Annotated in this window: 18 protein-coding genes; 14 read left to right on the top strand and 4 right to left on the bottom strand. The window is 49.9% G+C overall.

All coding sequences use genetic code 11. From position 1 onward, the window contains the following. Positions 1-242: 242 nt before the first annotated feature. On the bottom strand, positions 243-1,001 hold the full coding sequence (locus VXK30_RS13605; RefSeq protein ID WP_275715314.1) for a DeoR/GlpR family DNA-binding transcription regulator: 759 nt from the start codon (positions 999-1,001) through the stop codon (positions 243-245). 520 nt (positions 1,002-1,521) lie between these two features. Between VXK30_RS13605 and VXK30_RS13600 the strand changes: the two genes are divergently transcribed. Next, positions 1,522-3,924 carry a glycyl radical protein gene (locus VXK30_RS13600; RefSeq protein ID WP_275715316.1) on the top strand — a complete coding sequence of 801 codons (2,403 nt, stop codon included), beginning with the start codon at positions 1,522-1,524 and terminating at the stop codon, positions 3,922-3,924. A gap of 45 nt (positions 3,925-3,969) precedes the next feature. Then, complete coding sequence (locus tag VXK30_RS13595) at positions 3,970-4,659, top strand: fructose-6-phosphate aldolase (RefSeq protein ID WP_275715318.1); 690 nt, start codon at positions 3,970-3,972, stop codon at positions 4,657-4,659. Positions 4,660-4,838: 179 nt separating this feature from the next. On the opposite strand, the gene VXK30_RS13590 is transcribed toward VXK30_RS13595, so the two are convergent. The 3 genes from VXK30_RS13590 to VXK30_RS13580 form a co-directional block, all read right to left on the bottom strand. Then, positions 4,839-5,777, bottom strand: coding sequence for a glycyl-radical enzyme activating protein (locus tag VXK30_RS13590; protein WP_442867997.1), 939 nt, complete (start codon positions 5,775-5,777; stop codon positions 4,839-4,841). A gap of 18 nt (positions 5,778-5,795) precedes the next feature. Further along, a complete protein-coding gene (locus VXK30_RS13585) occupies positions 5,796-8,135 on the bottom strand; it encodes a glycyl radical protein (protein ID WP_275715322.1) in 2,340 nt (779 codons plus the stop codon). A gap of 267 nt (positions 8,136-8,402) precedes the next feature. After that, the gene (locus tag VXK30_RS13580) at positions 8,403-9,284 is read right to left on the bottom strand and encodes a C39 family peptidase (RefSeq protein WP_275715324.1); all 882 of its coding nucleotides are present in this window, start codon (positions 9,282-9,284) and stop codon (positions 8,403-8,405) included. 899 nt (positions 9,285-10,183) lie between these two features. Between VXK30_RS13580 and VXK30_RS13575 the strand changes: the two genes are divergently transcribed. The 12 genes from VXK30_RS13575 to VXK30_RS13520 all read left to right on the top strand — a co-directional run bounded on the left by VXK30_RS13575 (position 10,184) and on the right by VXK30_RS13520 (position 22,508). Next, positions 10,184-10,594 (top strand): AHH domain-containing protein, encoded by a 411-nt coding sequence (locus VXK30_RS13575; protein WP_275715326.1) that lies wholly within the window; start codon positions 10,184-10,186, stop codon positions 10,592-10,594. 12 nt (positions 10,595-10,606) lie between these two features. Then, positions 10,607-11,359 carry a hypothetical protein gene (locus VXK30_RS13570; RefSeq protein ID WP_275715328.1) on the top strand — a complete coding sequence of 251 codons (753 nt, stop codon included), beginning with the start codon at positions 10,607-10,609 and terminating at the stop codon, positions 11,357-11,359. 114 nt (positions 11,360-11,473) lie between these two features. Beyond that, positions 11,474-12,073: a hypothetical protein gene (locus VXK30_RS13565; protein ID WP_275715330.1), complete on the top strand. Its 600-nt coding sequence runs from the start codon at positions 11,474-11,476 to the stop codon at positions 12,071-12,073. Between the two features lie 450 nt (positions 12,074-12,523). Next, positions 12,524-13,012 carry a MarR family winged helix-turn-helix transcriptional regulator gene (locus VXK30_RS13560; RefSeq protein WP_275715332.1) on the top strand — a complete coding sequence of 163 codons (489 nt, stop codon included), beginning with the start codon at positions 12,524-12,526 and terminating at the stop codon, positions 13,010-13,012. Further along, on the top strand, positions 12,993-14,753 hold the full coding sequence (locus VXK30_RS13555) for an ABC transporter ATP-binding protein (RefSeq protein WP_275715334.1): 1,761 nt from the start codon (positions 12,993-12,995) through the stop codon (positions 14,751-14,753). Before VXK30_RS13560 ends, VXK30_RS13555 begins: the two co-directional genes overlap by 20 nt. Further along, positions 14,743-16,395, top strand: coding sequence for an ABC transporter ATP-binding protein (locus tag VXK30_RS13550; protein ID WP_275715336.1), 1,653 nt, complete (start codon positions 14,743-14,745; stop codon positions 16,393-16,395). The genes VXK30_RS13555 and VXK30_RS13550 overlap by 11 nt, the downstream gene beginning before the upstream one ends. A 1,351-nt stretch (positions 16,396-17,746) precedes the next feature. After that, positions 17,747-18,055: a hypothetical protein gene (locus tag VXK30_RS13545; RefSeq protein WP_275715338.1), complete on the top strand. Its 309-nt coding sequence runs from the start codon at positions 17,747-17,749 to the stop codon at positions 18,053-18,055. Between the two features lie 30 nt (positions 18,056-18,085). Beyond that, a complete protein-coding gene (locus VXK30_RS13540) occupies positions 18,086-20,104 on the top strand; it encodes a V-type ATP synthase subunit I (RefSeq protein ID WP_275715339.1) in 2,019 nt (672 codons plus the stop codon). Then, positions 20,097-20,579, top strand: coding sequence for a V-type ATP synthase subunit K (locus VXK30_RS13535; RefSeq protein WP_038325591.1), 483 nt, complete (start codon positions 20,097-20,099; stop codon positions 20,577-20,579). Before VXK30_RS13540 ends, VXK30_RS13535 begins: the two co-directional genes overlap by 8 nt. A gap of 15 nt (positions 20,580-20,594) precedes the next feature. Further along, positions 20,595-21,188 carry a V-type ATP synthase subunit E gene (locus VXK30_RS13530; protein WP_275715343.1) on the top strand — a complete coding sequence of 198 codons (594 nt, stop codon included), beginning with the start codon at positions 20,595-20,597 and terminating at the stop codon, positions 21,186-21,188. A gap of 20 nt (positions 21,189-21,208) precedes the next feature. Further along, positions 21,209-22,180: a V-type ATPase subunit gene (locus VXK30_RS13525; protein WP_275715345.1), complete on the top strand. Its 972-nt coding sequence runs from the start codon at positions 21,209-21,211 to the stop codon at positions 22,178-22,180. Further along, positions 22,173-22,508, top strand: coding sequence for a V-type ATP synthase subunit F (locus tag VXK30_RS13520; protein WP_275715347.1), 336 nt, complete (start codon positions 22,173-22,175; stop codon positions 22,506-22,508). Before VXK30_RS13525 ends, VXK30_RS13520 begins: the two co-directional genes overlap by 8 nt. Positions 22,509-22,510 lie beyond the last annotated feature (2 nt).

Genomic DNA, 22,510 nt, shown 5'->3' with positions numbered 1-22,510 from the left:
TGATTTTTGTTGTTGTAAAGTTCGATATATCGGGATATATTCTTTCAAGCTTGCTCAGGGCTGCCATAATGGGCATCCTGAACAAGCTCTCTTGCTTTGTAATTCCGTCACTTCATAAACATATAAAAAGTGCGTTCCCATGGCACGGAAACGCACTTTCGCCAACTGGTCATATTCGTTTATTCAGCGGTGCAGGGTAGCATCACTGATGTCAAGCTTATATCATTTCCAATCGAAAAATGTTAGTTGTTATGCGGCACCGTGAGTACGGTCACTCCTTGTTTCTCCAAATTCCGCTGTATCTCATTGGGTATATTCGTGTCGGTAATAACTGTTTTGATCCGATCTGTCAGTTGCAGCGGAACCACGCCATGCCGAATGAATTTCCCGCTTTCGGTTAGTACAATCACTTGCTCCGCCTGAGGCGCCATATCACGGACCGCCTGTGCACGCAGATGGTCGCTGTTGGTAAACCCAATTTGTGCCGTGTAGCCATCCGTGCCAATGAACAGTTTGTCCACGCAAAAGTTTCCGGCGCATTGCTTTACCATCGGCCCCACCATTACCTGAGATTCGTTTTGGTAAACGCCGCCAAGCAGAATAACCTTGGCTTCAGCTCTGAAACGCACATAGCCCGCAATAAAAGCACTGTTTGTAATAATCGTCACATCGCGCTTACTGCCTACCAGTTCTTCTGACAGCAGCGCACAGCAGCTGCCGCTTTCAATCATTATCGTCTCACCGTCATGTATCAGTTCATTAGCTTTAGCGGCAATCAAGCGCTTGGTCTCATAATGATAGGCGATGCGCCCGTTGATATCATCGGAGCTGCGCAGCACGGCATAGCCATGTTCACGCCGGATAATGCCTTTGCTTTCTAATGCATCAAGGTCCTTGCGCACCGTCACTTGCGACACGCCAAGCTTCTCTGCCAGCACAGTAACTTCGACTCGCTTTTGTTCCGTTAGCAATTCAAGAATTTCGTTTTCGCGGCCCTTCATTATATTTCACCTCTCTATTATGTTACTATACTTTCTTTTTGAAAGCAACCTTTATTATTTCACTTGAAATAATAAAGGGCTACATCGTAATTATTGAGAAAGTAATTTCCTATCGTGTTAGAGTTCGCTAAATTTATCATACCTTCTCCAGGTTACCTCGCCTTATCAGAATTCCTCCATACATAAGCTGGACACTGTTTTTAGGTAAATATTTATTGCTGGTTTTAATTGAGTTGATCCAAGAACCAATCTTATGAATAAAATATTATTACGAATGAAACTACAATTAATTACAATCATAGAATTTCGCTTGACAAAGCAGCTTTAATATGGTATAAATATTTCATAGAAAAGATTTTATATTTCAAATGAAATAATGCATAAGACGAGCAATTTTTGTTCTATGGCATCGATGTGGGCGTGCAAAAGCTACTTTGCCCTTTAATGAAAACCCGCGGGCATCGGTGCAAATAAACTTTTGCTTTGGCGATGATTTGCATCTACTGAAAGGAGCCTATTTATGAGCTATTTTGGAGAACTGACACCCCGCATGGATGATTTCCGCGAGGGACTACTCAACGCAAAACCCCGGATCTGCGTGGAACGCGCGCTGATCACCACGAAAACGTACAAAGAGAATCAGGATCAGCCGCTGGCCATCAAACGTGCCTTGATGTTGAAAAATGTACTCGCTGGCATGAGTATTTTTATCGAGCCGCAAACGCTGATCGCCGGTAACCAGGCTTCCTCTAATCGCAGCGCCCCCATTTTTCCCGAATATGCAATGAAGTGGGTCATTGACGAGTTGGACCAGTTTGAGCATCGGGATGGCGACGTTTTCTATATCACGGAGGAAAACAAACAGAAGCTGCGCGATATTGCTCCATTCTGGGAGCATAACACCCTGCTGGACAGGGGCCTCGCCGCATTTCCGCCTCACAGCAAGCTCTACTATGATCTTGGCATTATTAAATCGGAGGGCAATATTACTTCCGGCGATGCTCACTGCGCGGTCAATTACGGTCAGATGATGAAGGTCGGGTTAAAGGACTATGCGCGCCGGACAAAGGAAAAGCTGGACGCGCTGGATCTGACTGACTACCGGAATATCCATAAAAGCTATTTCTACCGTGCTATTCTGATCGTCGTAGATGCAGTTCGCGATTTTGCCAAACGCTATGCTGACCTTTCCGAAACTTTGGCAAATAAGGAGCCGGACACCGCGCGTAAGGCGGAACTGTTGGAAATGAGCCGGATCCTGAATAAAGTGCCATATGAACCTGCTGAAAGCTTCCGCGAGGCGGTACAAAGCCTATGGCTGGTGCATCTCATTCTGCAGATCGAATCTAACGGCCACAGCCTTTCCTACGGCCGAATGGACCAGTATCTGAACCCCTATTATGAGGCTGACCTCAAAGCTGGCAAAATCACCGAGGCGGCCGCCGATGAGCTGATGTGTAATCTGTGGCTTAAAACCTACACCATCAACAAGATCCGCTCTTGGAGCCATACGCAGTTCAGCGCAGGCTCTCCGCTCTATCAGAACGTCACAGTCGCTGGTCAGACGCCGGATGGGAAAGACGCCACTAATCCCATGTCCTGGCTAATTCTGAAAAGTGTAGCGCAATGTCATCTGACTCAGCCGAACCTGACGGTGCGTTACCATCATGGATTATCGGATAAATTTATGCATGAGTGCGTGGAAGTTGTTCGCTGCGGTTTTGGCATGCCGGCCTTCAATGACGATGAAGTGATTATCCCCAGTTTTATTGCCAACGGGGTAAAGCCGGAGGATGCCTATAATTACAGCGCTATTGGCTGCGTGGAAACAGCGGTGCCTGGGAAATGGGGTTATCGCTGCACAGGGATGAGTTTTCTTAACTTTCCCAAGGCCCTGCTCATTGCTATGAACGACGGCGTGGACCCGGCTTCCGGTACAAAGCTATGTGAAGGTATCGGCCATTTCCGTGACATGAAATCGTTTGACGAAGTGCTGGCTTGCTGGGACAAAGTCATTCGCGAGATGTGCCGTCAGTGTACCATCATTGATGCGACCTGTGATATGGTGCTCGAACAGGATACGGCGGACATCCTGTGCAGCGCCTTGACTGACGATTGTATCGAGCGCGGCCTGAACATGAAAGAAGGCGGTGCAGTATACGACTTTATCAGCGACTTGCAGGTGGGTATCGCAAACCTGGCAGACAGCTTGGCGGCCATCAAGAAAGTCGTGTTTGAAGATAGGTCTGTCACTCCCGCTCAACTGTGGAGCGGATTGCAGGCGAATTTCGTGGGACTTGAAAACGAACGCATCCGGGCGCTTTTACAGGATGCACCCAAGTACGGCAATGACAACGATTATGTGGATCAGCTTGTGGTGGATGCCTACAACACCTACATCGACGAGATGAAGAAGTACCATAACACTCGCTATGGACGCGGCCCAATCGGAGGGATCTATTACGCTGGAACCAGTTCCATCTCTGCCAATGTTCCACAAGGCGCAGGAACGCTGGCAACACCCGATGGCCGTAAAGCGGGCGAGCCGCTGGCAGAAGGCTGCAGCCCCAGCCATGCCATGGATAAGAATGGCCCGACGGCAGTATTTAAGAGCGTGGCGAAGCTTCCCACCGAGGAAATCACCGGAGGTGTGCTGCTGAACCAAAAGGTCACGCCACAGATGCTGGAGAAAGAGGAAAACAGGGATAAACTGGTATCTTTGCTCCGTACCTTCTTCAATCGCCTGCACGGCTATCATGTCCAGTTAAATGTGGTAAGCCGGGAGACGCTGCTGGATGCGCAGGCTCATCCCGAAAAGCATCGCGATCTTATTGTGCGCGTGGCTGGCTACAGCGCCTTCTTTAACGTGCTTTCTCGTCAGACGCAGGACGATATCATTGAGCGCACGGAACAAACCTTATAACGACGATGAATGAATCTCCGTTTTGGAGATAAGGAGGAATCAATTATGTATGAATTATTACTGGACACTGCAAACCTCACCGACCTCACCGAATACCTTATCAAGTGGCCCGTGGCAGGGGTAACCTTGAATCCCAGCATTCTGAAAAAAGAGGGCAATATTGATGTTTATTCACAGCTTGCCAAAATCAAGAAATTGTGTGGTGCTGACCGAAGCCTGCACGTACAGGTTGTGTCAAATACTACAGAGGCGATTGTGGAAGAAGCACACCGTATTCTTGACAGACTGGGGCGTGATGTATATATCAAAATTCCAGTCAGCGCCGCAGGCTTGCCCGCTATTAAGCAGCTGGCAGACCAAAATATCAATATTACCGCCACAGCCATTTATTCGACATTACAGGGGATTATGGCTGCACTGTCCGGTGCGAAATACATCGCCGTCTATTACAATCGCATGGAAAACAACTGCACAGACCCCAATGCCGTCATTCGGGAAATCCGTAGCTTCATTGACGGCAGTGGCAGCGAAGCCAAGATTTTAGCGGCCAGTTTTAAGAATGTCGGCCAAGTTACCGCCGCTTATGCCAGCGGTGCTCAAAGTGTCACGGTAGGTGTTGATATCATCAAAAGCGGACTTGGCATGGCAAGCATCGACAGCGCAGTAGAGGGATTCGCGAAAGATTTTGAAGCTATTCATGGGTCGGGACAAACCATGAAAACTATCAGTGAATAAGAATTAAGGCGTTTTCGACTTTTTGGTTCCCCTGATAGTAAAAATGTGATGGACGATGGAGTTGATCCGCCGGCCATCACATTTTTATTTTTGGGGAGTTGGTTTTTCTCCCTCCCGGCCACTACAGACCATGCTTGGGCAGATTTTCTTCTAAGGGGGGGGGGATGCCTTTAAAGGCATCAGAATGAATGTTGGGTCTTCACGGAATCAACTACGAGGTTCTTCACGCCTCCTCTGCGGGCAGCTTCATAAAAACGTTCCATTTGCGCTTTTGTGTAAGGCCTGGGATTCTCTGCAAAGCAGAATTTCTGTTCTACCAGATCGTACTTTCCTCTGGCGAGTGGATTGTAATTGAGCAATTCGTAGCGTACCTCCGGGTCGATACCGCTGATAAAACGGGCAATATCCTCTATGTTTTGTTCCGTCGCGGTGAATGCTGGAATCAGCGGGGTGCGGATGATCCTCTCCGGTCCGGCCTGTGTCAACAGGGTTCTTATGTTTTCAAGGATTCCATTATTGTCTACGCCGGTTGCTTTCCTGTGCGTTTCTCTATTCAGGACCTTCACATCGGCAAACACCATGTCCAGGTATGGCAGCACCGCCTGTAATCGGGAAGGCGCTGTGAACAGAGAGGTCTCAATAGTCGTATGGATTTCCTCTTTTTTCAATGCCTGCAACAGCGCCCGTAAGAATTGAAATTGGGAAAAAGGCTCTCCGCCGGAAATAGTCACTCCACCGCCATAGCGAAAAAACGGGAGATCCGCTTTTATGCGTTCCACAACCTCCCGAACCGTAACCAACTCACTGTCTGGCGCAAGAGCTCGGGCAGGGCACACATCCGTGCAGCGCATACAGAGGTTACAATGAGTTCGGTCGATCTTGATTCCTCCTTCATCAACCGGGGAAATAGCATGCTCCGGACAAGCTGATACACAGGTGAAGCATCCGATGCATTTGTTTTTGAAATAAAAAAGATGTGCATCGGGACTGATACCCTCGGGGTTCTGGCACCATCGGCAACGTAATGGGCACCCTTTGAAAAACACCGTTGTTCGGATGCCGTCGCCGTCATGCACCGAAAACCTACGAATGTCAAAAATACGGCCTTCCTGTTCCACCAAATTCATTCTTCTCCTTTAAATATCACCATAAGAAGTTCTGGCGATGATTTCATTCTGCAATTTATCCGCCAGCTCGGTAAAATAAGCGGTGTAACCCGCCACGCGCACCGTCAGGCCGCGATATTTTTCGGGCTCTTTCTGGGCGTTAAGCAGATCCTCCCGGCGCAGTACATTGAACTGGACGTGAGGAATCTTCAAATCCACAAAAGTGCGTAACATCTGTGCGAATTTTTTACGGCCGGTTTCGGTTTCGAAGAATTCCGGAAGAAATTTCATGTTGAGTAGTCCTCCGTTGCTGGCAAACTCACTGGGTAAGCGAGAAACGGATTTCAGTACCGCCGTCGGGCCGTTCACATCTCTGCCATACACCGGTGACATGCCGCCGTCCGCCAAAGGTTCCCGCGCTCTGCGGCCATCCGGAGTTGCTCCCACATTTTCCCCCATGGGAACATGTGCGGAAACGGTGTACATGCCCGTATGGTAGCGGCCACCGCGGTAATTGGTGTACTGTTCCAGATTTCTTCGGAAAAATCCGGCCCATTTGGCGCCGATTTCATCTACCCAAGGCACGTCATTGCCATACTTCGGCGCCCGATTGAGCATAAAAACGCGGAGTGGCTCCTCTCCCTCGTAATTGTTTCGCAGAGCCGCAAGCAGCCTCTTCGTATCGACGCGCTTTTCATCATATACGAACTCTTTCAAAGCGGCCAGAGAATCCGCTACATTAGCCAATTGGATCATCTGAATACCTGATAAATTGTAAACCGCACCACCGGCAGTCACATCCATTCCACATTCCATGCAGTCGTCAATAACGGACGAGAGGAAAGGTGACGGAAGAAGGTCTATATGCGCTTGCTCCACGACTTCGCAGGCCTTTACCATACGGTCAAGGAAATACAAAATGGTCTTTTTGAACGCTTCTTCCAGTTCCTCATAGCTTTGGAAAGTATCCAGACCGCCAAAATCCGGACCGAGCCGCTTGCCCGTCAGCAGGCAGAGGCCGTGATTCATCGTAAGTTCCAGCGCCTTATTCAGGTTAAACATGGCGGCGTCGCTCCAGCCGAGGTTGTTTCCCTGCGTTGTCAGCTCCACGCAGCCGACAACGGCATAATTTAGCGCATCCTCTTTCGAAATGCCCAATCGGGTAAGAGCAGGAATAACCGCGTTATCGTTGAAAAACTGAGGCATGCCGCTGCCGCGTGAGACGACATCCACCGCCGCCAACAGTAAATCTTCGGGTGTACCTTCATGAAGGCGTACTGAAAGATTAGGCTGGGGCAGACCAAGCCTGCGCTGCGCGGCGAGAAAGAGCCAGGAAAGCGCATTAGTGCTGTCGCTGCCGTCCTGGTTCTGGCCTCCGATGACAATATTGAAGCCGATAGGAAAACCGGCAAAATATTTGGCGCTGCCGGAGTTCCTCAGATATACGATCTCATTGAATTTGAGAAACAGGCAATTCAGGATATCCTGTGCCTTGCTTTCCGTCAGAATGCCATGTTCCAGGTCCCTTTTATAATAAGGATAGAAAAGCTGATCCATTCTTCCGGGAGAAAAGGAAGAAGCGTTGCTCTCCATATGCAGGAGAACAAACAGGAACCATTCGGACTGCACTGCTTCATGAAACGTTGAGGGTGGACGTTTGGCGATGTTTTCGCAATTCCGCGCCACCAGAAGCATATCAGCCCTAATATCTGCGCAGGTCTCCGTTTTTACCTTTTCCCGCATCAGCTCGGCATAACGTCTGATAAAACGGACCGCACCCGACATTACAATGGAAACAGCTCTGTAAAAAGCCTTTTTTGTGCCCTCCGCCGTCTTCTCTCTCTGGAGAGCTTCTTTCCGGAGCTCCGCGGGACCCATAGTAAGCCATTTTCTGCTGTCTGGACAGATATGCCCTTGCGCATGATCCGTCTGATTGATTTTGACAACCTTCGAAATTGCAGATATCTCGTCGCCATAACGCGCATGGACGACGTCTTCCAGGGACCTGCCCTTCCAGTAGGGGGCGATCTCGTTTTCGTATACTGCGATATCCGCTTCATTCACGTCAAACTTATCCTGCGGGCGGGACGGAAGAGTCCGGAACTCTTTAGAAATCCAAGAACTTCCGCCCTCCGGGGATACGACGCCATAGCGTACACCGCGCGTACGGTTGCCCACAATAAGCTCCTCGTTTTCTACGCCGATTTCGAGTCTTTCCATCGCAGCTTTTAAGGCTAACGCCCGTTTCACAATAACGGGTTCGTTTTCGTATTTCCGATATATTTCGGTAGTGATTTCCGCCTGTTCTATCGAAACATATCTTTTTTGCGAAAGCATTTTTTTCTTGAGCAAATCCACTCTGTCCATCATGATTCCTCCTTAGAAGAAAAATAGTACATTTCTTAATTTCAATATACATTAATATAGAACGATTGTCAACAATAAAGAACAATAAACTTATCCCTATGTCTATCCAATCAAATAGGCATGCTTGTACTTGAATAAAAAGGCTGACGAAATTTCCAGACACCTTTCCAGATGGATTTTAATCAGCATAAAAGACCGGCAAAAGAACGGTATGTCTTTAGATGATCGGATACCAATAAAGGATGGCCCCCGGTTTACCGGGGCCATCCTTTATGCGGAGAATGCCCAGAGATTCCGGATTTGGGGCTTTAATGTCCCGTAGCTCCACGCCTGCTCGCTGCGGCTTTTGCTGTTCGGGTCGTTCACCAGAAAATTCCCGTTTTCATATCCGTATAAAACAATAAAGTGTCCCACCGTTGTGAAGTCGCCCGGGCGCAGGCTGCAGATAATCGGGTGCCCCTGCGCAAGCTCTTGGGCCATGAGGCTTTCATTCAGAGGGATTTCCCGGGAGGAAAGGCCCAAATCCTTCGCTCCCTTGGACATCAGCGTCCAAAGCGTGCTGCCGGTTGCATCCAGATATCCGTTGTTCTCGCTGAATTCGGCGACCGCTTTGGGGTTTAAGGCGGTATTTCCCGTCAGTCCGACGGCAACCATGGAAAGGCAGGTGGGTCCGCACCCGTCCAGCGCAATGATTCCGTCCCCGTAGGGAGCGTACCCCCAATCTTCGTCCCACTGCATCAGAAGCGGAATCCGGCCCCGCCGATCCTTTTTGGAAAGGTCGATGTTCTTGGCCGAAGTGCCTTTTTTCTCCGGATAATCCAATGTGAAATCGAGAAGCTCCGGGTTTCGGGCCAGCGATTCAAGAAGCCTTTCGGGGTAATGCCCCGGATTTTGCAGGATCGGTCCGGCCTTTGGGTTCTGTGCCGCCATGGCCTGCAGCGTCTCCGCCGTCTCTTCGGGAATGGTTCCCGCTTCCAGCCCGGCGGAAGGGGAGTACTGTGATGCGGACTTGTCTGAAAAAGCATCCCGCTCCAGCGGGATCACCCTGAAATGTACCAGCAGGGCCGCCGCTGCCAGAAGAATCAGCAGCAGGAAAGGATACTTCTTTCGCGGCCTCTTATATTGATATTCTTTTCTGTTCCGGTTGTCCAAATTGAAACTTCCCTTCTTAAGCATATTTCCATAAAGGCATAATACATTGCATTCCCGGGGATGCTTCCACGGGACTTGAGCGGGGATAGGTTCCTAGCCAATTGATTTATTATATCAGATGAAACTGTTTTTTGTTTTAAGAAATTTTGACAAATTTCTTACGAAAATCTTATATTTTTATCGGAAGAACAGCGATGGATTCCGTGCAGACGATAGAAAGGCCTCCGTCTGGTCAGCAAACGGAAGCCTTTCCCTTCGGTTATATTACAAAATGTATTTGCGTTATTTTACGGGAATCTCCACATCACCCACAGCGATTTTTTCGACCTTGTCAAAATCCAGCGGCGTACTGAATTGATAAGTTATAGTAGACTTTTCTTTTTTTCCGGTTCCGGGGCCTGGGAGAATGTTCTTTTGCTACCGTCCTTGAACAGGATCATCAAATTGGGGGTCTCGGGAATCGGACCGGTATTATGGTTTTAGATTGCTATAAACGATATTTACAGAAAGAGACGAAATTTCAACCGTCTGTATGGTGCAATAATTCTCTTTGAAATGTGTTACTTTATCCATCTCGACTTTTTTCGTAAACGTATTATAATTCAGCTTTAAATGAAACTTCCATTCCAACTCTGCAAACGGGCGGAGGGTTAACTTTCCGGTTGGCATGAACAGACTTTTCAACGTAAGATCGATTTCTCTGCTTCAATAACCCTATCAATATGGCCGATTATGATGGCAGAGAGCCTATAACCCTGACATGTATTGGCGTTTATTTCTTGGTCACGGCGGTCATAACATTATGGACTGCTGCAGTAGTTTCTACTCCTCAATTCCAAAACTCATGGAACCAGATGTGTACAGCGATTTCTGGGGGAATAAGCAGAGGTTTGGGTGCTATGGGTGAGTCGATGAGCGGGACAATTAGTTGGGCTTCATCGCAGGCAAATTCCATAGCAAAAAGTATAAGCGATAGTTTTGCGCGGACAAAAATAAGACCTAAATACAGGAACAATTATGAAGTGCATCATATAGTTGCGAAGGCTGCACCAAATGCTGCCTATGCGGCCAGAATACTGCGAGAAGTTTTACCCAGAGGGGTAGAAGATTCGGCCAACAAACTGCTTATAAAAACTGGACTTCATCGCAGAATTCATACAAATACTTATTATGGATGGGCTAATAGCGTAGTGATTAGTGCTTATAATGCGGCAAATGGTAACATTGCTCGACAAAGAACCAATGTATATGGAGCGTTAACAACTATTAGATCGTATGTGCTATCTTTAGATGCTGTATCTCCATATTAAGGGAGGAAGACATTGACTAATAAATTTGATTTTGTAAGCGATATGAATAGTCTTGAGGAGTATCTGAAGTCATCAAAAAACATTAAAATTTGCGAGCCATTCCAAAGGGAATGTCAACGCTTTACTAAAATTGCAGAAGAATATAAAAATAAGGCATCTTGTTTATGCAATCTAGCTGAAGAAAAGGTTGTTAGAGAAGAATATAGTGTTAAGGGAGAAGTGCTCCATAGAGGATATTATTCTCCCAGCCCTATTATTGACATCGTTATAGGAAATTGTAATAGAGGAAAATTGCTGAAGCGGTTAACCACAAGTAGTAAGGTTGTTTTTAGTTATGGATTTGATAGATTAAACAGGCTGATTCTTGTTAAAAATAAAACCGACGATTCCATATCAACAACCGAAGTTATAGAGTATTATCAGAATATCGCTTTGGGAATTACTTTTTCTCCTGATTTTTTAATAACACAAATATGTGAAGAAATATATGAAGACAATAAGATAATGTTTCTTTCACAGGCCTCTTTTGCTGCTGGAAGCAGAATATTTAATTTGCATCATGAAGCCTTTACTTATGGCAGCTTAGGGATTAGAAGCAGTGATTTCTATATATATAACCCCGATATGCCACTGCTTCAACATCAACAATACCATTTCCAACATGATGATGAAGGATATTTGTCTAAGTATACTGTTACTGAATTTCAGGGTGAATCTGTTTGGGAAGATCATGTGTTTGATGTCAGAATCAAACGAAAAATATAGTATTTGTTTTCTCCCACAGTCGTCCCAAAAGGCAGGCTATGGGATTACCCTTTTAACCTAAGCATGAGAAAGGTCAAACACGTAAAAATCGAGATAAGGGAGGAGAAAAAGGCGATGCAAGAAGAAAACCAAATCCAAACAAAAGAAATCCAAGATGATAATTTATTGACATGTTTAGCAGTTTTGAATAGAGATAAAGAGATTGTGCTTATCTATACGAATGCAGAACAGACACAAAATTTTTCGGCAGGGGTAATATCTGAAATATTTGATAATGAAGTTATAATAAGCCACTATCTTCCAAATGGTAAATATGATGGGTATGTTGTGAAACAAATCTCAAATATTTATAAAATTGAAACAGATTCAAAATACGTTAAAAAAATAAAAATATTAGGAAAAATTAACAAAACAAAATATGATCAGTTATGCCGAGTTCAGGGAAGTGGGTTTTTAACTTTATTAACGTATGCTCATGAAACAAAAAAAGTTGTTACAGTTGAACTAATTAATAGTGGCAACAATGATGCAACTGGATTTGTTCAACAGATTAACGATAAATACTGTATCATATTGATGCTTGATGAGTACGGGGAAAATGATGGCGTATCTATGTTTAATATTGAAGATATTTCACACTTATCTTGTGATGGGGATGATGAAATTGTACTCAAGCAATTACATGATGCATTATACGACAATCAAACTCAATGATATGAATTTACGATTCTGATGGTAAAATAAACACAATGTCAGCCTCAATGCGCCGCAGGATCGCTCCGTCACGAATGCCCAGTTTGTTCCGAAGGACATTTGAGTCCTTATAGCAGTAGGCGGACAGCCTTGCGGCTCGGCGTCATCTTTTCCGCCGCATGGGTTGCGAGAGAGTATTTTACGCTTTCTTTTGCTTTTGATTTCATAATATCCGCCTCCAATCTATTTTAGTATTGTATCGCATTTCCGGTTCCATAATCAAGATATCCCGGCAATTCATAATACGATGTGCACATACCCGACGTACTGGAAGTAGATCGTGCTTTTATCTCATTTCTGGGCGTTTCGCGACTCTGTTTTTATCGTAGCAATCCATTGACATGAAAAAATAGATGTAGTATCATATATTTATTTGATACTACATCTATTTTTGGGCGGGAAGTGTGAAGAATGGACAGTACAAGGCGGCAGATTACAAAAATTGCGCGCGAAGTAAGCAAATTTACCGTGCGGATGCTGAAAACAGATGGCGTCGGTACGGCGGAGTATGATTTTATCCACGCGGTGCGGAAGAACCCCGGCATCACGCAGGCGGCGCTGCGGGAGCTTTTCACACTGGACAAGGGCGCGGCCGCGCGCCGCGCGGCAAGTCTGGAAGCCAAGGGCTATCTCATCCGCAAACCCAACCCGGAGGATGGGCGCAGCCAACTTCTATACGCGACGGAAAAGGCGGACAGCCTGAAAAACTCCAAAGCCTCCGTGGAGGCGCTGTATTACGAATGGCTGGAAGAAGCGCTCACCCCGGAGGACAATGCGGAATTCTGCCGTATTTTGAATACGCTCTACGACCGCTCCAAGGCCGAGAGCCGGGCGGGCTTTCCCCACCTGACCCAGCGCTTTTTTGAGGGGGCGGGCAAAAATGAGCCGTCGGCGGATTGAAAAGGTCCCGCATCCGGACCGCATCTGGTCCTACTTCCGGCTGGAGGCAAGGCCGCTTGCGCTCGTCACGGTCTCCGGCATCCTCTACAACGTGGGAATGGTGGCCGGGCCTTATTTCGAGGGGCAGCTTGCGCAGTGCCTGTTTGACATCATGAAGGGCTACAAGACTGTGTCCGCCATGGTATCGCTGGCGGCGGTGTATCTCTCCGTGATCCTGTTCGTGCAGGCCATGCGGGCGGTCAAACGCTTCGGCGTGCGCCGCTTCGCCAACGACACGAGCCGAAATATGCGCCACATGCTTTACAACAGTCTTGTCCACATGAGCCGGGAAGAACTGGAAAAAGAGAACCTCGGCTCCGTCATGACAAAAGCTGTGGCTGACGTGGACGCGTGCGTGGAGGGCATGCGGAAATCCACCACCGAGGTCTTTGACACCGGCGTGGTGCTGGCGGCGTATACCGTCATGCTGTTCTTTTATGATTGGCGTCTGGCGCTGCTCTCCTGCGCGTTTACGCCCTTCGCCTACCTCATCGCCGGACACCTGAAGGGACGGGTCGCCCAAAGCAACGCCGCCTATAAAAAAAGCGCCGGACGCTTAAACGGGGCCACAATGGATCGTGTCTCCAACGCCGTGACCTATCGGGTCTACGGCTGCGAGCAAAACCGGGACGCCGCTTACGAGGTGCGGTTGGGCGACTATGAAAAAAGCGCTGTTGCGGCGAATCTCTGGGAAAACACCATGCAGCCGCTCTACAACATCATCTCCATGTGCGGCGCGGTGCTGATTTTGTATCTGGGTGCGCGGAACGTGCTGGGCACGGGGTGGAAAAGCTGGGACATCGCCGCCTTCACCACCTTCCTCTCATGCTTCACAAAAATGGCTCTCAAATCCTCTCATGCGGCCAAGCTCTTCAACGCCGTCCAGAAGGCCCAGGTGTCCTGGACGCGCATCAAGCCGCTGATGAAGGAATACATAGGGCTGGACGCCGTATCCCCGCCAGATGCCGCAAGATCAGCCGAGTTGACGCTTTCCGGCGTGTCTGTGGGCTGGCCGGATGGAGAAACCGTACTGCGGGATGTTTTCTTCTCTGCCCGCCCGGGGCAGATCATTGGGGTAACGGGGCCTGTGGCCTGCGGAAAATCCACGCTGGGAAAGGCATTCATCGGCGAAGTCCCTTACTGCGGCAGCATCCGTGTGGCCGGGCGGGAGCTCAGAGATCTGAGCCACCGCAAACGCAGTCAACTGATTTCCTACATGGGGCACGAGCCGGAACTGATCAGCGATACGCTGGCGGAGAATATCCGGTTGGGAGAGCCGGGAGAAATTGAGCCGCTTTTACGGACGGTGTGTCTGGACGAAGAGGTGCGACAGATGCCGCAGGGTGCCGATACGCCGGTGGGCAGCGGCGGCGTGCGTCTGTCCGGAGGGCAGCAGGCCCGTGTGGCGTTGGCCAGAACGTTATATAATTCCCGCAGCGTTCTTGTGCTGGACGATCCGTTTTCCGCTGTGGATCAAGGTACGGAGCAAACCATACTGAAAAACCTGCGGACGCTGGCGGAGAATAAAATCGTGATTCTGTTCTCCCACCGGCTGTATCAGTTCCCCACATTTGACCGGGTGCTGTTTTTATGCGGCGGCAGGGGCGTCTTTTCTACCCATGAGGAACTCATGCAGGAGAATCCTGATTATGCGGAGCTTTATTTGGAACAGGTGAATGGGGGCGGCGGACATGAAGCATGAAAAGAGCCTCGGCGCGGTGCTGCGCCGAGTCGTTGCCGCATCCACGGCGACAAGTGTTTTGACCGTATTTGTCATCGTGCTGGCCGTAGTAACGGCACTGTTTCCGCCGCTTGTTCTTGAGCGGGTGGTCAATGACCTTACGGCTGGTCGGGTAATTGCTCTGAGTCTGGCGCTTTCCTATCTGGGGTTTATCGCCCTGTCCGGCTTGCTGGAATCCGGGCAGAACGTGATGATAACCGTATTTGGTCAGAAAGTCACCCACGGCTTGCGCAGTGCGCTCTGCGCCAAACTCCACCGTTTGCCTGCGGCCTATTTCACCTCCCACGAAGCCGGTAAAATTGCCTCCCGCTTCGTGAACGATGTGGATACGGTGGACTCTCTTTTTACGGACGGAATTGTCAGTATGTTTGCCGACGGTTGTAAGGTGGTCAGCATTCTGATCGTGATTTTTTACAAGAGCACGGGGCTTGGCTTTCTGATGCTGCTGGTTACGCCGCTGCTCTTTGCCATGACGCGCCTGTTCCAGAAGCGGATGCTGAAGGCGCAGCTTGAAAACCGTGTGGCTGTAAGCAAGGTGAACAATCATATACCCGAGACAATCCGCAACATCCGTATGATCCATGTGCTGCTCCGGGAAAAGTACATGGAACAGCGCTACGACGATTACATCGGCGAGAGCTACCGCGCAACCGACAAGTCCAACCTCTATGATTCCATCTATTCGCCGATCGTTATTTTTGTCAGCTCCTGCGTCATCGCCGTGATGATGGTCTGCGCCGCCATGGGAGGGGGTATCCGCACGTTCTTCGGCATCAGCGTGGGCACTGCGGTGGCTGTGATCGCCTATGTAGGCCAGGTGTTTGCGCCGCTGGAGAGCCTCGGCATGGAAATTCAGAACATCCAGTCCGCCGTGGCCGGAGTGAAACGGATCAACGAGGTTCTGGCCGAGGCGGAACGGGAGGTGCCGGACGATTCCAACACAGGAAAAAGTTCAGAAGCGGCTCCCATTGTCTGCTTCGACCATGTACGTTTTGGATATGGTGATGACAGCGACGTGCTGCAAGATCTGAGCTTCACAGTGAGCAAAGGAGAAGCGGTTACGTTTGTCGGCCGAACAGGCGCGGGCAAGAGCACCGTCTTCCGCCTGCTGTTGGGGCTGTACCGACCGCTTGAGGGGCGGGTGCTTATTAAAGGATCGAGGGCTTCCGCCATTCCGGACGAAAAAAAGCGTCGTCTGATCGGCTATGTGGAGCAGTCCTTCCATCTGGTAGAGGGCACGGTTGCGGAGCAGATTTCGCTGTTTGACCCAGCCGTTGCTCGAAAGCAGGTTGAAAATGCGGCCAGACTGGTGGGACTGCATGAAAGTATCCTTGCCCTCCCGGACGGATACGATACGCCCGCTTCGGAAGCTGCCTTTTCGCAGGGGCAGTTCCAGCTTCTCTCTATTGCGCGGGCCGTTGCGGCCTCGCCGGAGATTCTGCTGCTGGATGAGATCACCGCGAATCTCGACAGCAACACGGAACAGCGCGTACTTGACGCGCTGGAGCGCGCCGCCAAGGGCCGGACAGTGCTCTCCATTTCTCACCGTCTGCAGGAGCGTGTCAACGGTCAGCGGATAATCCGGGTCGGCGGTCAGTCGTAACCGTTTAAGAAATCAGGCCTTATTTGCCGCTTAAGTCCTATTGTGATAGGGTAACTGCTCGTTTCTCTTATATAGTCGCTCCCATAAGGCAGAGGAAAAAAGCTGGGCGGATCGTCAGGCATACGAGCAGGTCAAATCAGATTATTTGTCCTGGTTGGACAGGCAGCTCAGCTACGCCAAGCGGATTCATATTGATAACGACAGCTTTCTGGAAGAACCCTAAAGCGCAAGAGAGGGAGCGGTAATGACCACTCCCTTAACGCTGCGGCTAACGCTATCCTCAGATTATTTTCTTGCGTCTTACCATCTCGGAAATATATAAAATCAGTTCTTCAGGCGTAGGGATATCTTTTTCGCATGGGACTGCGTCCCAAAACACCTTGACCTTCGGATCGGTGCTGCACAGGCCGTTCAGCATGGCAATCTAATCTGCTTTCTTACGTATTCCATTGAAACGCCGTCACGCTCGGCGATTTTCCTAATGGAGAAGGGCCTCCGTCTGGTCAGCAAACGGAAGCCTTTCCCTTCGGTTATATTACAAAATGTAGTTGCGTTATTTTAAGGGAATCTCCACATTACCCACCGCGATTTTTTCGACCTTGTCAAAATCCAGCGGCGTACTGAATTGATAAGTCATACTAATGCCTACAAAAGAATTGCTACGAGTAAACTAACTGATTTGGTTAGAAAGAGTTATTATTAATTTTTAGAGCGCAGATGAGAAATCATTTGCGCTCTCTTTTATGGAGGGATTATTTCGCCCGGAGCAAGAACCGTCTTAAACTCCCGCTACTTTCACATTGCCCGAGCCGGCGAGAAAGCGGACGAAAAACATGTCATGACAAAGGATGTCGTTATGAGCCTTGTAAATTACGTTGGAATGCGGGAAAGTGTGGAGCTGACCGCTGGGCAATAAAAAAACACCTTCGTCAAAAGGTGCCTTCATTCCCGTATTCGGTTTTGGATAAATCCTTGAGCATGTTCAGTATAGCATGTGGGGATTTACATGTGAATCGCAAAACTTTTCACTTTCATTTCTTTTCACGCCATTTTACTGCCATCCGGATTGTCGGGGAAGAACTTTTCCAAAACCTCCATACAGACTTTCTAAAAAGTAGAGACATAAAGTACCGGGCTCGTCAACACCGATTCAAACTTTTGGGGTGCAGCTCACTACAGGGGTAACTATTATAATATTTTTTATTAATTTACCTTTAAATACGGGTATTCCACATTGATATACTGTTCGTTTTCGTTTATTATAAATCTTAATGAAATCTTTATATGTTTTTTCTTTTTTTGTAAACTGAGAATATCAGGTAATGAAGACACTGAATTTGGGGGTGATATATTGGCTAATCAGGCGATAGAAACCATTCGTCAGGCCGAGCGTAAGTCTCAGGAGCTTGAGCAGCAGACCGCTCTTCGGGCAGAGGAAGTCATCCGCTCTGCGAAAGAACGGGCTTCGGCTTTGACCGAAAAAGCTGTGTCCCGGGCACGGGAACAGGCGAAAGAGGAATTGGAGAATGCCCATCGGCAGGAAACGGACGTGTTCCGGCAGGCTCTTGAACAGGCCGAACAGGAGATCGCCGCTCTGCGCGAAACGGTCAGGGAGAGGGAGGCACAGACGGTACAGACTGTTTTGTCGGAGCTGATCTGATTTTATTTTGATAAAAGGAGGGATTGCATTATGGCTGTGGTGCCCATGCAGCGAATAGAATTGTGCGCTCTGAAAAAAGATCGTAAAAAAATACTGGAAATGCTGCAGCGGCGTGGAATCGTTGAAGTCAGCAACGGGCCGGACGAAGACGATGTCTTCCGGAAAATGGATACCGCTCCGGCCCGGGCGACACTGGAAAAGGGAATTTCGGCTTCTCGGGAAGCGTTAAGCATTCTGAACCGTTATTCGCCGGAGTCAAAATCTCTGCTCTCTGCTCTGGAAGGCAGGCGGGTAACGACGGTTGAACATTATGACTCTTTTGCAAAGCAGCGCGAATCCATGCTTCAGCTCGCGTACCGGCTGAATACCCTTTCGGAGGAAATCGAAGAAAATCAGGCGGAAATTCCGAAGCTGAAAATTCAGATGGAGGCCCTTGCTCCCTGGGAAAGCTTCGATCTGCCGCTGAATTTTTTCGGGACGGGCAAAACAACCGCTTTTGTTGGGGGTTTGCCGCCCGGGCTGGAGCAGGAGGCTTTGGAGGAACAGCTCAGTGGTTCGGGGGCGGATGTCGTTTCCGTGGAAATCGTAAGCAGTTCTCCGGAGCAGACGTGCGTGATGGTCCTCTGTCTGCGTGCCGGCGCGCGTTCGGTAGAAGACCGGCTGCGGGAGCTGGGGTTTGCGAAGCCCGCCGTCGTCCCGGCCGTACCGCCCGCAGAACAGATCAAAAAGCTCCGGGGCAATATTGAAGAGCTGACGCAAAAAGTCAAGAAAGCGCAGGATGAAATCAGGAGCCATGGCGGCGCGCGGGAAGATCTGAAATTCATGCTGGATTACTATACCATGCGGCTTGAAAAATATGAAGTTATCAGCCGGCTGAATCAATCGCGGCGTACTTTCTGCCTGAAGGGCTATGTGCCGAAGCGGGAAACCGGCGCTCTGGAAGAGAAACTGGCCGCGAATTTTCCTGTTACAGTCGCTTTTACAGACCCCTCCGAAGAGGAGGACGTGCCGGTTCTGCTGAGCAACAACGGTTTTGCCGCGCCGGTCGAGTCGGTGGTGGAAAGCTACAGCCTGCCCGGCGCCGGTGAGGCCGACCCTACGGCGGTCATGTCCATCTTTTACTATGTGCTTTTCGGCATGATGCTTTCCGACGCCGCCTACGGAGCTCTTCTGACCGTTATCTGCGGAGTTTGTCTTTCGCACTTCAAAAATATGGAGAAAAGCATGCGGAATACGCTGAAAATGTTCTTCTTCTGCGGGATCTCCACCGTCTTCTGGGGTGTAATGTTCGGCAGCTATTTCGGCGATGTGGTGGATGTGGTCTCCAAAACGTTTTTCGGAACCCGCCTGACGATTCCGCCGCTGTGGTTCGCGCCATTGAACCAGCCGATGCGGATGCTGATGTTCTGCTTTGTCGTTGGTCTGGTTCATTTGTTTACGGGTCTCGCTATGAATTTTTATCAGCTGGCGCGCGCCGGAAAATACAAAGATGCTCTTTATGACGTCGTATTTTGGTACTTACTTCTGATCAGTCTGATGATTCTTCTCCTTGGTCAGAAGATGTTTGCAGATATCGCGGGTGTTTCTGTCGCGATCCCGTCGCCGCTGAGCAGCGCGGCCTCTTATACCGCAGTCGCGGCTGCGGTCGGTATTATCCTGACCGGCGGACGGGAGTCCCGGAACTGGTTTAAGCGTATTCTCAAAGGTCTGTACAGCCTTTATAATATTACGGGTTATCTGAGCGACGTACTGTCCTATTCCCGGTTGCTTGCGCTCGGCCTTGCCACCGGAGTCGTCGCCACCGTCATCAATCAGATGGGAAGCATGGTCGGAGGAAACGCGGTCGGTGCGGTGGCATTTGCAATCATCTTCCTTTTGGGTCACACAATGAATATCGGGATCAATCTGCTTGGTGCCTACGTCCATACCAACCGTCTGCAGTTTGTGGAGTTTTTTGGGAAATTTTATTCCGGCGGAGGCCGGAAGTTTCATCCGTTCGCTGTAAATACTCAATATTTCAAATTCAGGGAGGATCATAAAAATGGATAAAATGGGGATTGCTTTTGCTCTGCTTGGTGCAGTTTTGGGTGCTTTGATGGCTGGTGTCGGTTCCGCGCGCGGTGTCGGTCTGGCAGGGGAAGCCGCCGCCGGTGTTGTCACGGAGGATCCCGGTAAATTCGGTAAAGTCCTTGTCCTGCAGCTTCTTCCGGGTACACAGGGCATTTACGGCCTTCTGGTAGCGTTTATTACTCTTTCCCAAATCGGCGTTCTGGGCGGCAACGCGGACATATCGCTTACAAAGGGGCTTCTTTATTTTCTTGCCTGCATGCCTATCGCCGTTGTGGGTTACTGGTCCGCGCTGCGGCAGGCCCGCGCCGCGGTCGCCAGCATTGGTCTGGTTGCCAAACGCCCGGACCAGTTCGGTAAAGCCATGATTTTTCCGGCGATGGTAGAGACATATGCCATTCTTGCGCTGCTGGTCTCCATTCTTGCGGTTTTCGGGATCGGCGGAATCAATGTTTGATAGGAGAACTTGTCAATGACAGGATTAGAGAAAATCGTCCAGGAGATTCTGAACGAAGCGGAATCCGCCGCCGGGCAGGCCATCTCCGCGGCGGAGCGGGAAGTAGCCGGCATTGAGGAAGAAGCCGGGAAATCGTCCGGCCGGCAGGCCGAAAAGATCGTCCGGGGCTCCAAAGAGGCTGCTGCGGAAATTCTGAAACGGGCGCAGTCTTCGGCGGAACTGAAAAAACGGCAGAAGGTGCTGCAGGCCAAGCAGGAGATGATCCGTGACGTTATCGGAAAGGCCCGTCGGACCCTGTCCGAGCTGCCGGATGACTCCTATTTCGATGTGATTCTGAAGGTAGCCGCCAAAGCCGTCCTGCCACAGGAGGGAGAAATGATTCTCTCTCCGGAGGATCGCAGCAGGGTACCGGAGGGCTTTGCCCAACGGCTGGAAGAAACGGCAAGGGATAGGGGTGGTTCCTTGAAAATTTCCGAGGAAACCCGCAATTTAAGCGGGGGATTTGTATTGGTTTACGGCGGTGTTGAGGAGAACTGTTCCTTCGACGCCTTATTTGCAGCGGAGCACGAGCGGCTGACCGACCGGGTCAATGAGCTGCTGTTTCGCTGAAAGCAAAGGAGGGTGATCTGATGTCCGACACGCAGTACGCTTATGCGGTGGCGCGTATTCGTTCAAAGGAACTTTCTCTGCTGAACGCACAGGCACTGGAACAGCTTCTTTCCGCCAAAGACGAGGAAGAGTGCCTTTCACTGCTCCACAGCAGGGGCTGGGGAGACTCGGAAAGCTACGACAGCCCGGAAAAGATGCTAAAGGCGGAGAGGGAAAAGACGTGGGCTCTATTAAAGGAGTTGCTGGATGACCTGTCCGATTTTTCGGTGTTTTTCTGTGCGAACGATTACCATAACCTGAAAGCCGCCATCAAGGCTGTCTATTCAGGCACGGATCCGCAGGGGATTTTTCAAAGCGGCGGAACGTTGGAAACGCAAACGGTCCTGCAGGCTGTCAGGGAGCGCGACTATTCGCTTTTGCCGGAACCGATGCGCGCCCCGGCACAGGAGGCTTTTGATGTGCTCCTTCACACCGGCGACGGCCAGCTGTGCGATTTTATTCTGGACAGGGCGGCTCTTCTGGCTGTGAAAAGTGCGGGAGAAGGTTCCAAAAACGAGCTTATGCGCGAATACGCGGAGATGACGGTCGCCGCCGCGGATATTAAAGTCGCCGCGCGCGCCTGCGCTACCGGAAAACCGTATTCGGTGATCCTTCGCGCCCTGGCGCCGTGTGATTCTGTGAATATCGAGGAGCTTGCACAGGCCGCCGCGCAGGGAGGAGAGAAGCTTTATCAATACCTGCGCTCCACCCCCTATGCACAGGCGGAAGACGCGCTTCGGGAATCGGTATCCGCGTTTGAGCGCTGGTGCGACGACCGGATCATGCGGGCGATCCGTCCGCAGAAATACAATCCGCTCACCATAGGGCCGCTCGCGGCTTATTTCCTCGCACGGGAAAACGAAATCCGTGCGGTGCGCATTATTTTGTCCGGCAAGCGGAATCGGCTGCCGGAGCAATCCGTGCGGGAAAGGTTAAGGGAAATGTATGTATAAGATTGCAGTGATGGGCGACCGCGACAGCGTTTATGGTTTTGCGGCCCTTGGACTTGACGTTTACCCGGAGGCGGAATCCATACAGGCTGCGAAAACCCTGCGCAGGCTGGCGGAAAGCGGATATGCGGTCATTTATATAACAGAAGCGCTCGCCGCCGCGCTGGAACCGGAAGTCGACCGGTACCGCGCGCAGCGTGTCCCCGCGATTATTCTGATTCCCGGCATTTCGAGAAATACGGGAGCCGGAATGGCGCATGTCCGCAAATCGGTGGAACAGGCTGTTGGTTCCGATATTATCTTTAACGATGAAAACGAAAAGAGCAGGTGACA

The organism is Caproiciproducens sp. CPB-2 (genome assembly GCF_036287215.1).
GTDB lineage: Bacteria > Bacillota > Clostridia > Oscillospirales > Acutalibacteraceae > Caproiciproducens.
The sequence above is the reverse complement of the archived record's forward strand: the minus strand, read 5'-3'. Positions and strand labels throughout refer to the sequence as shown.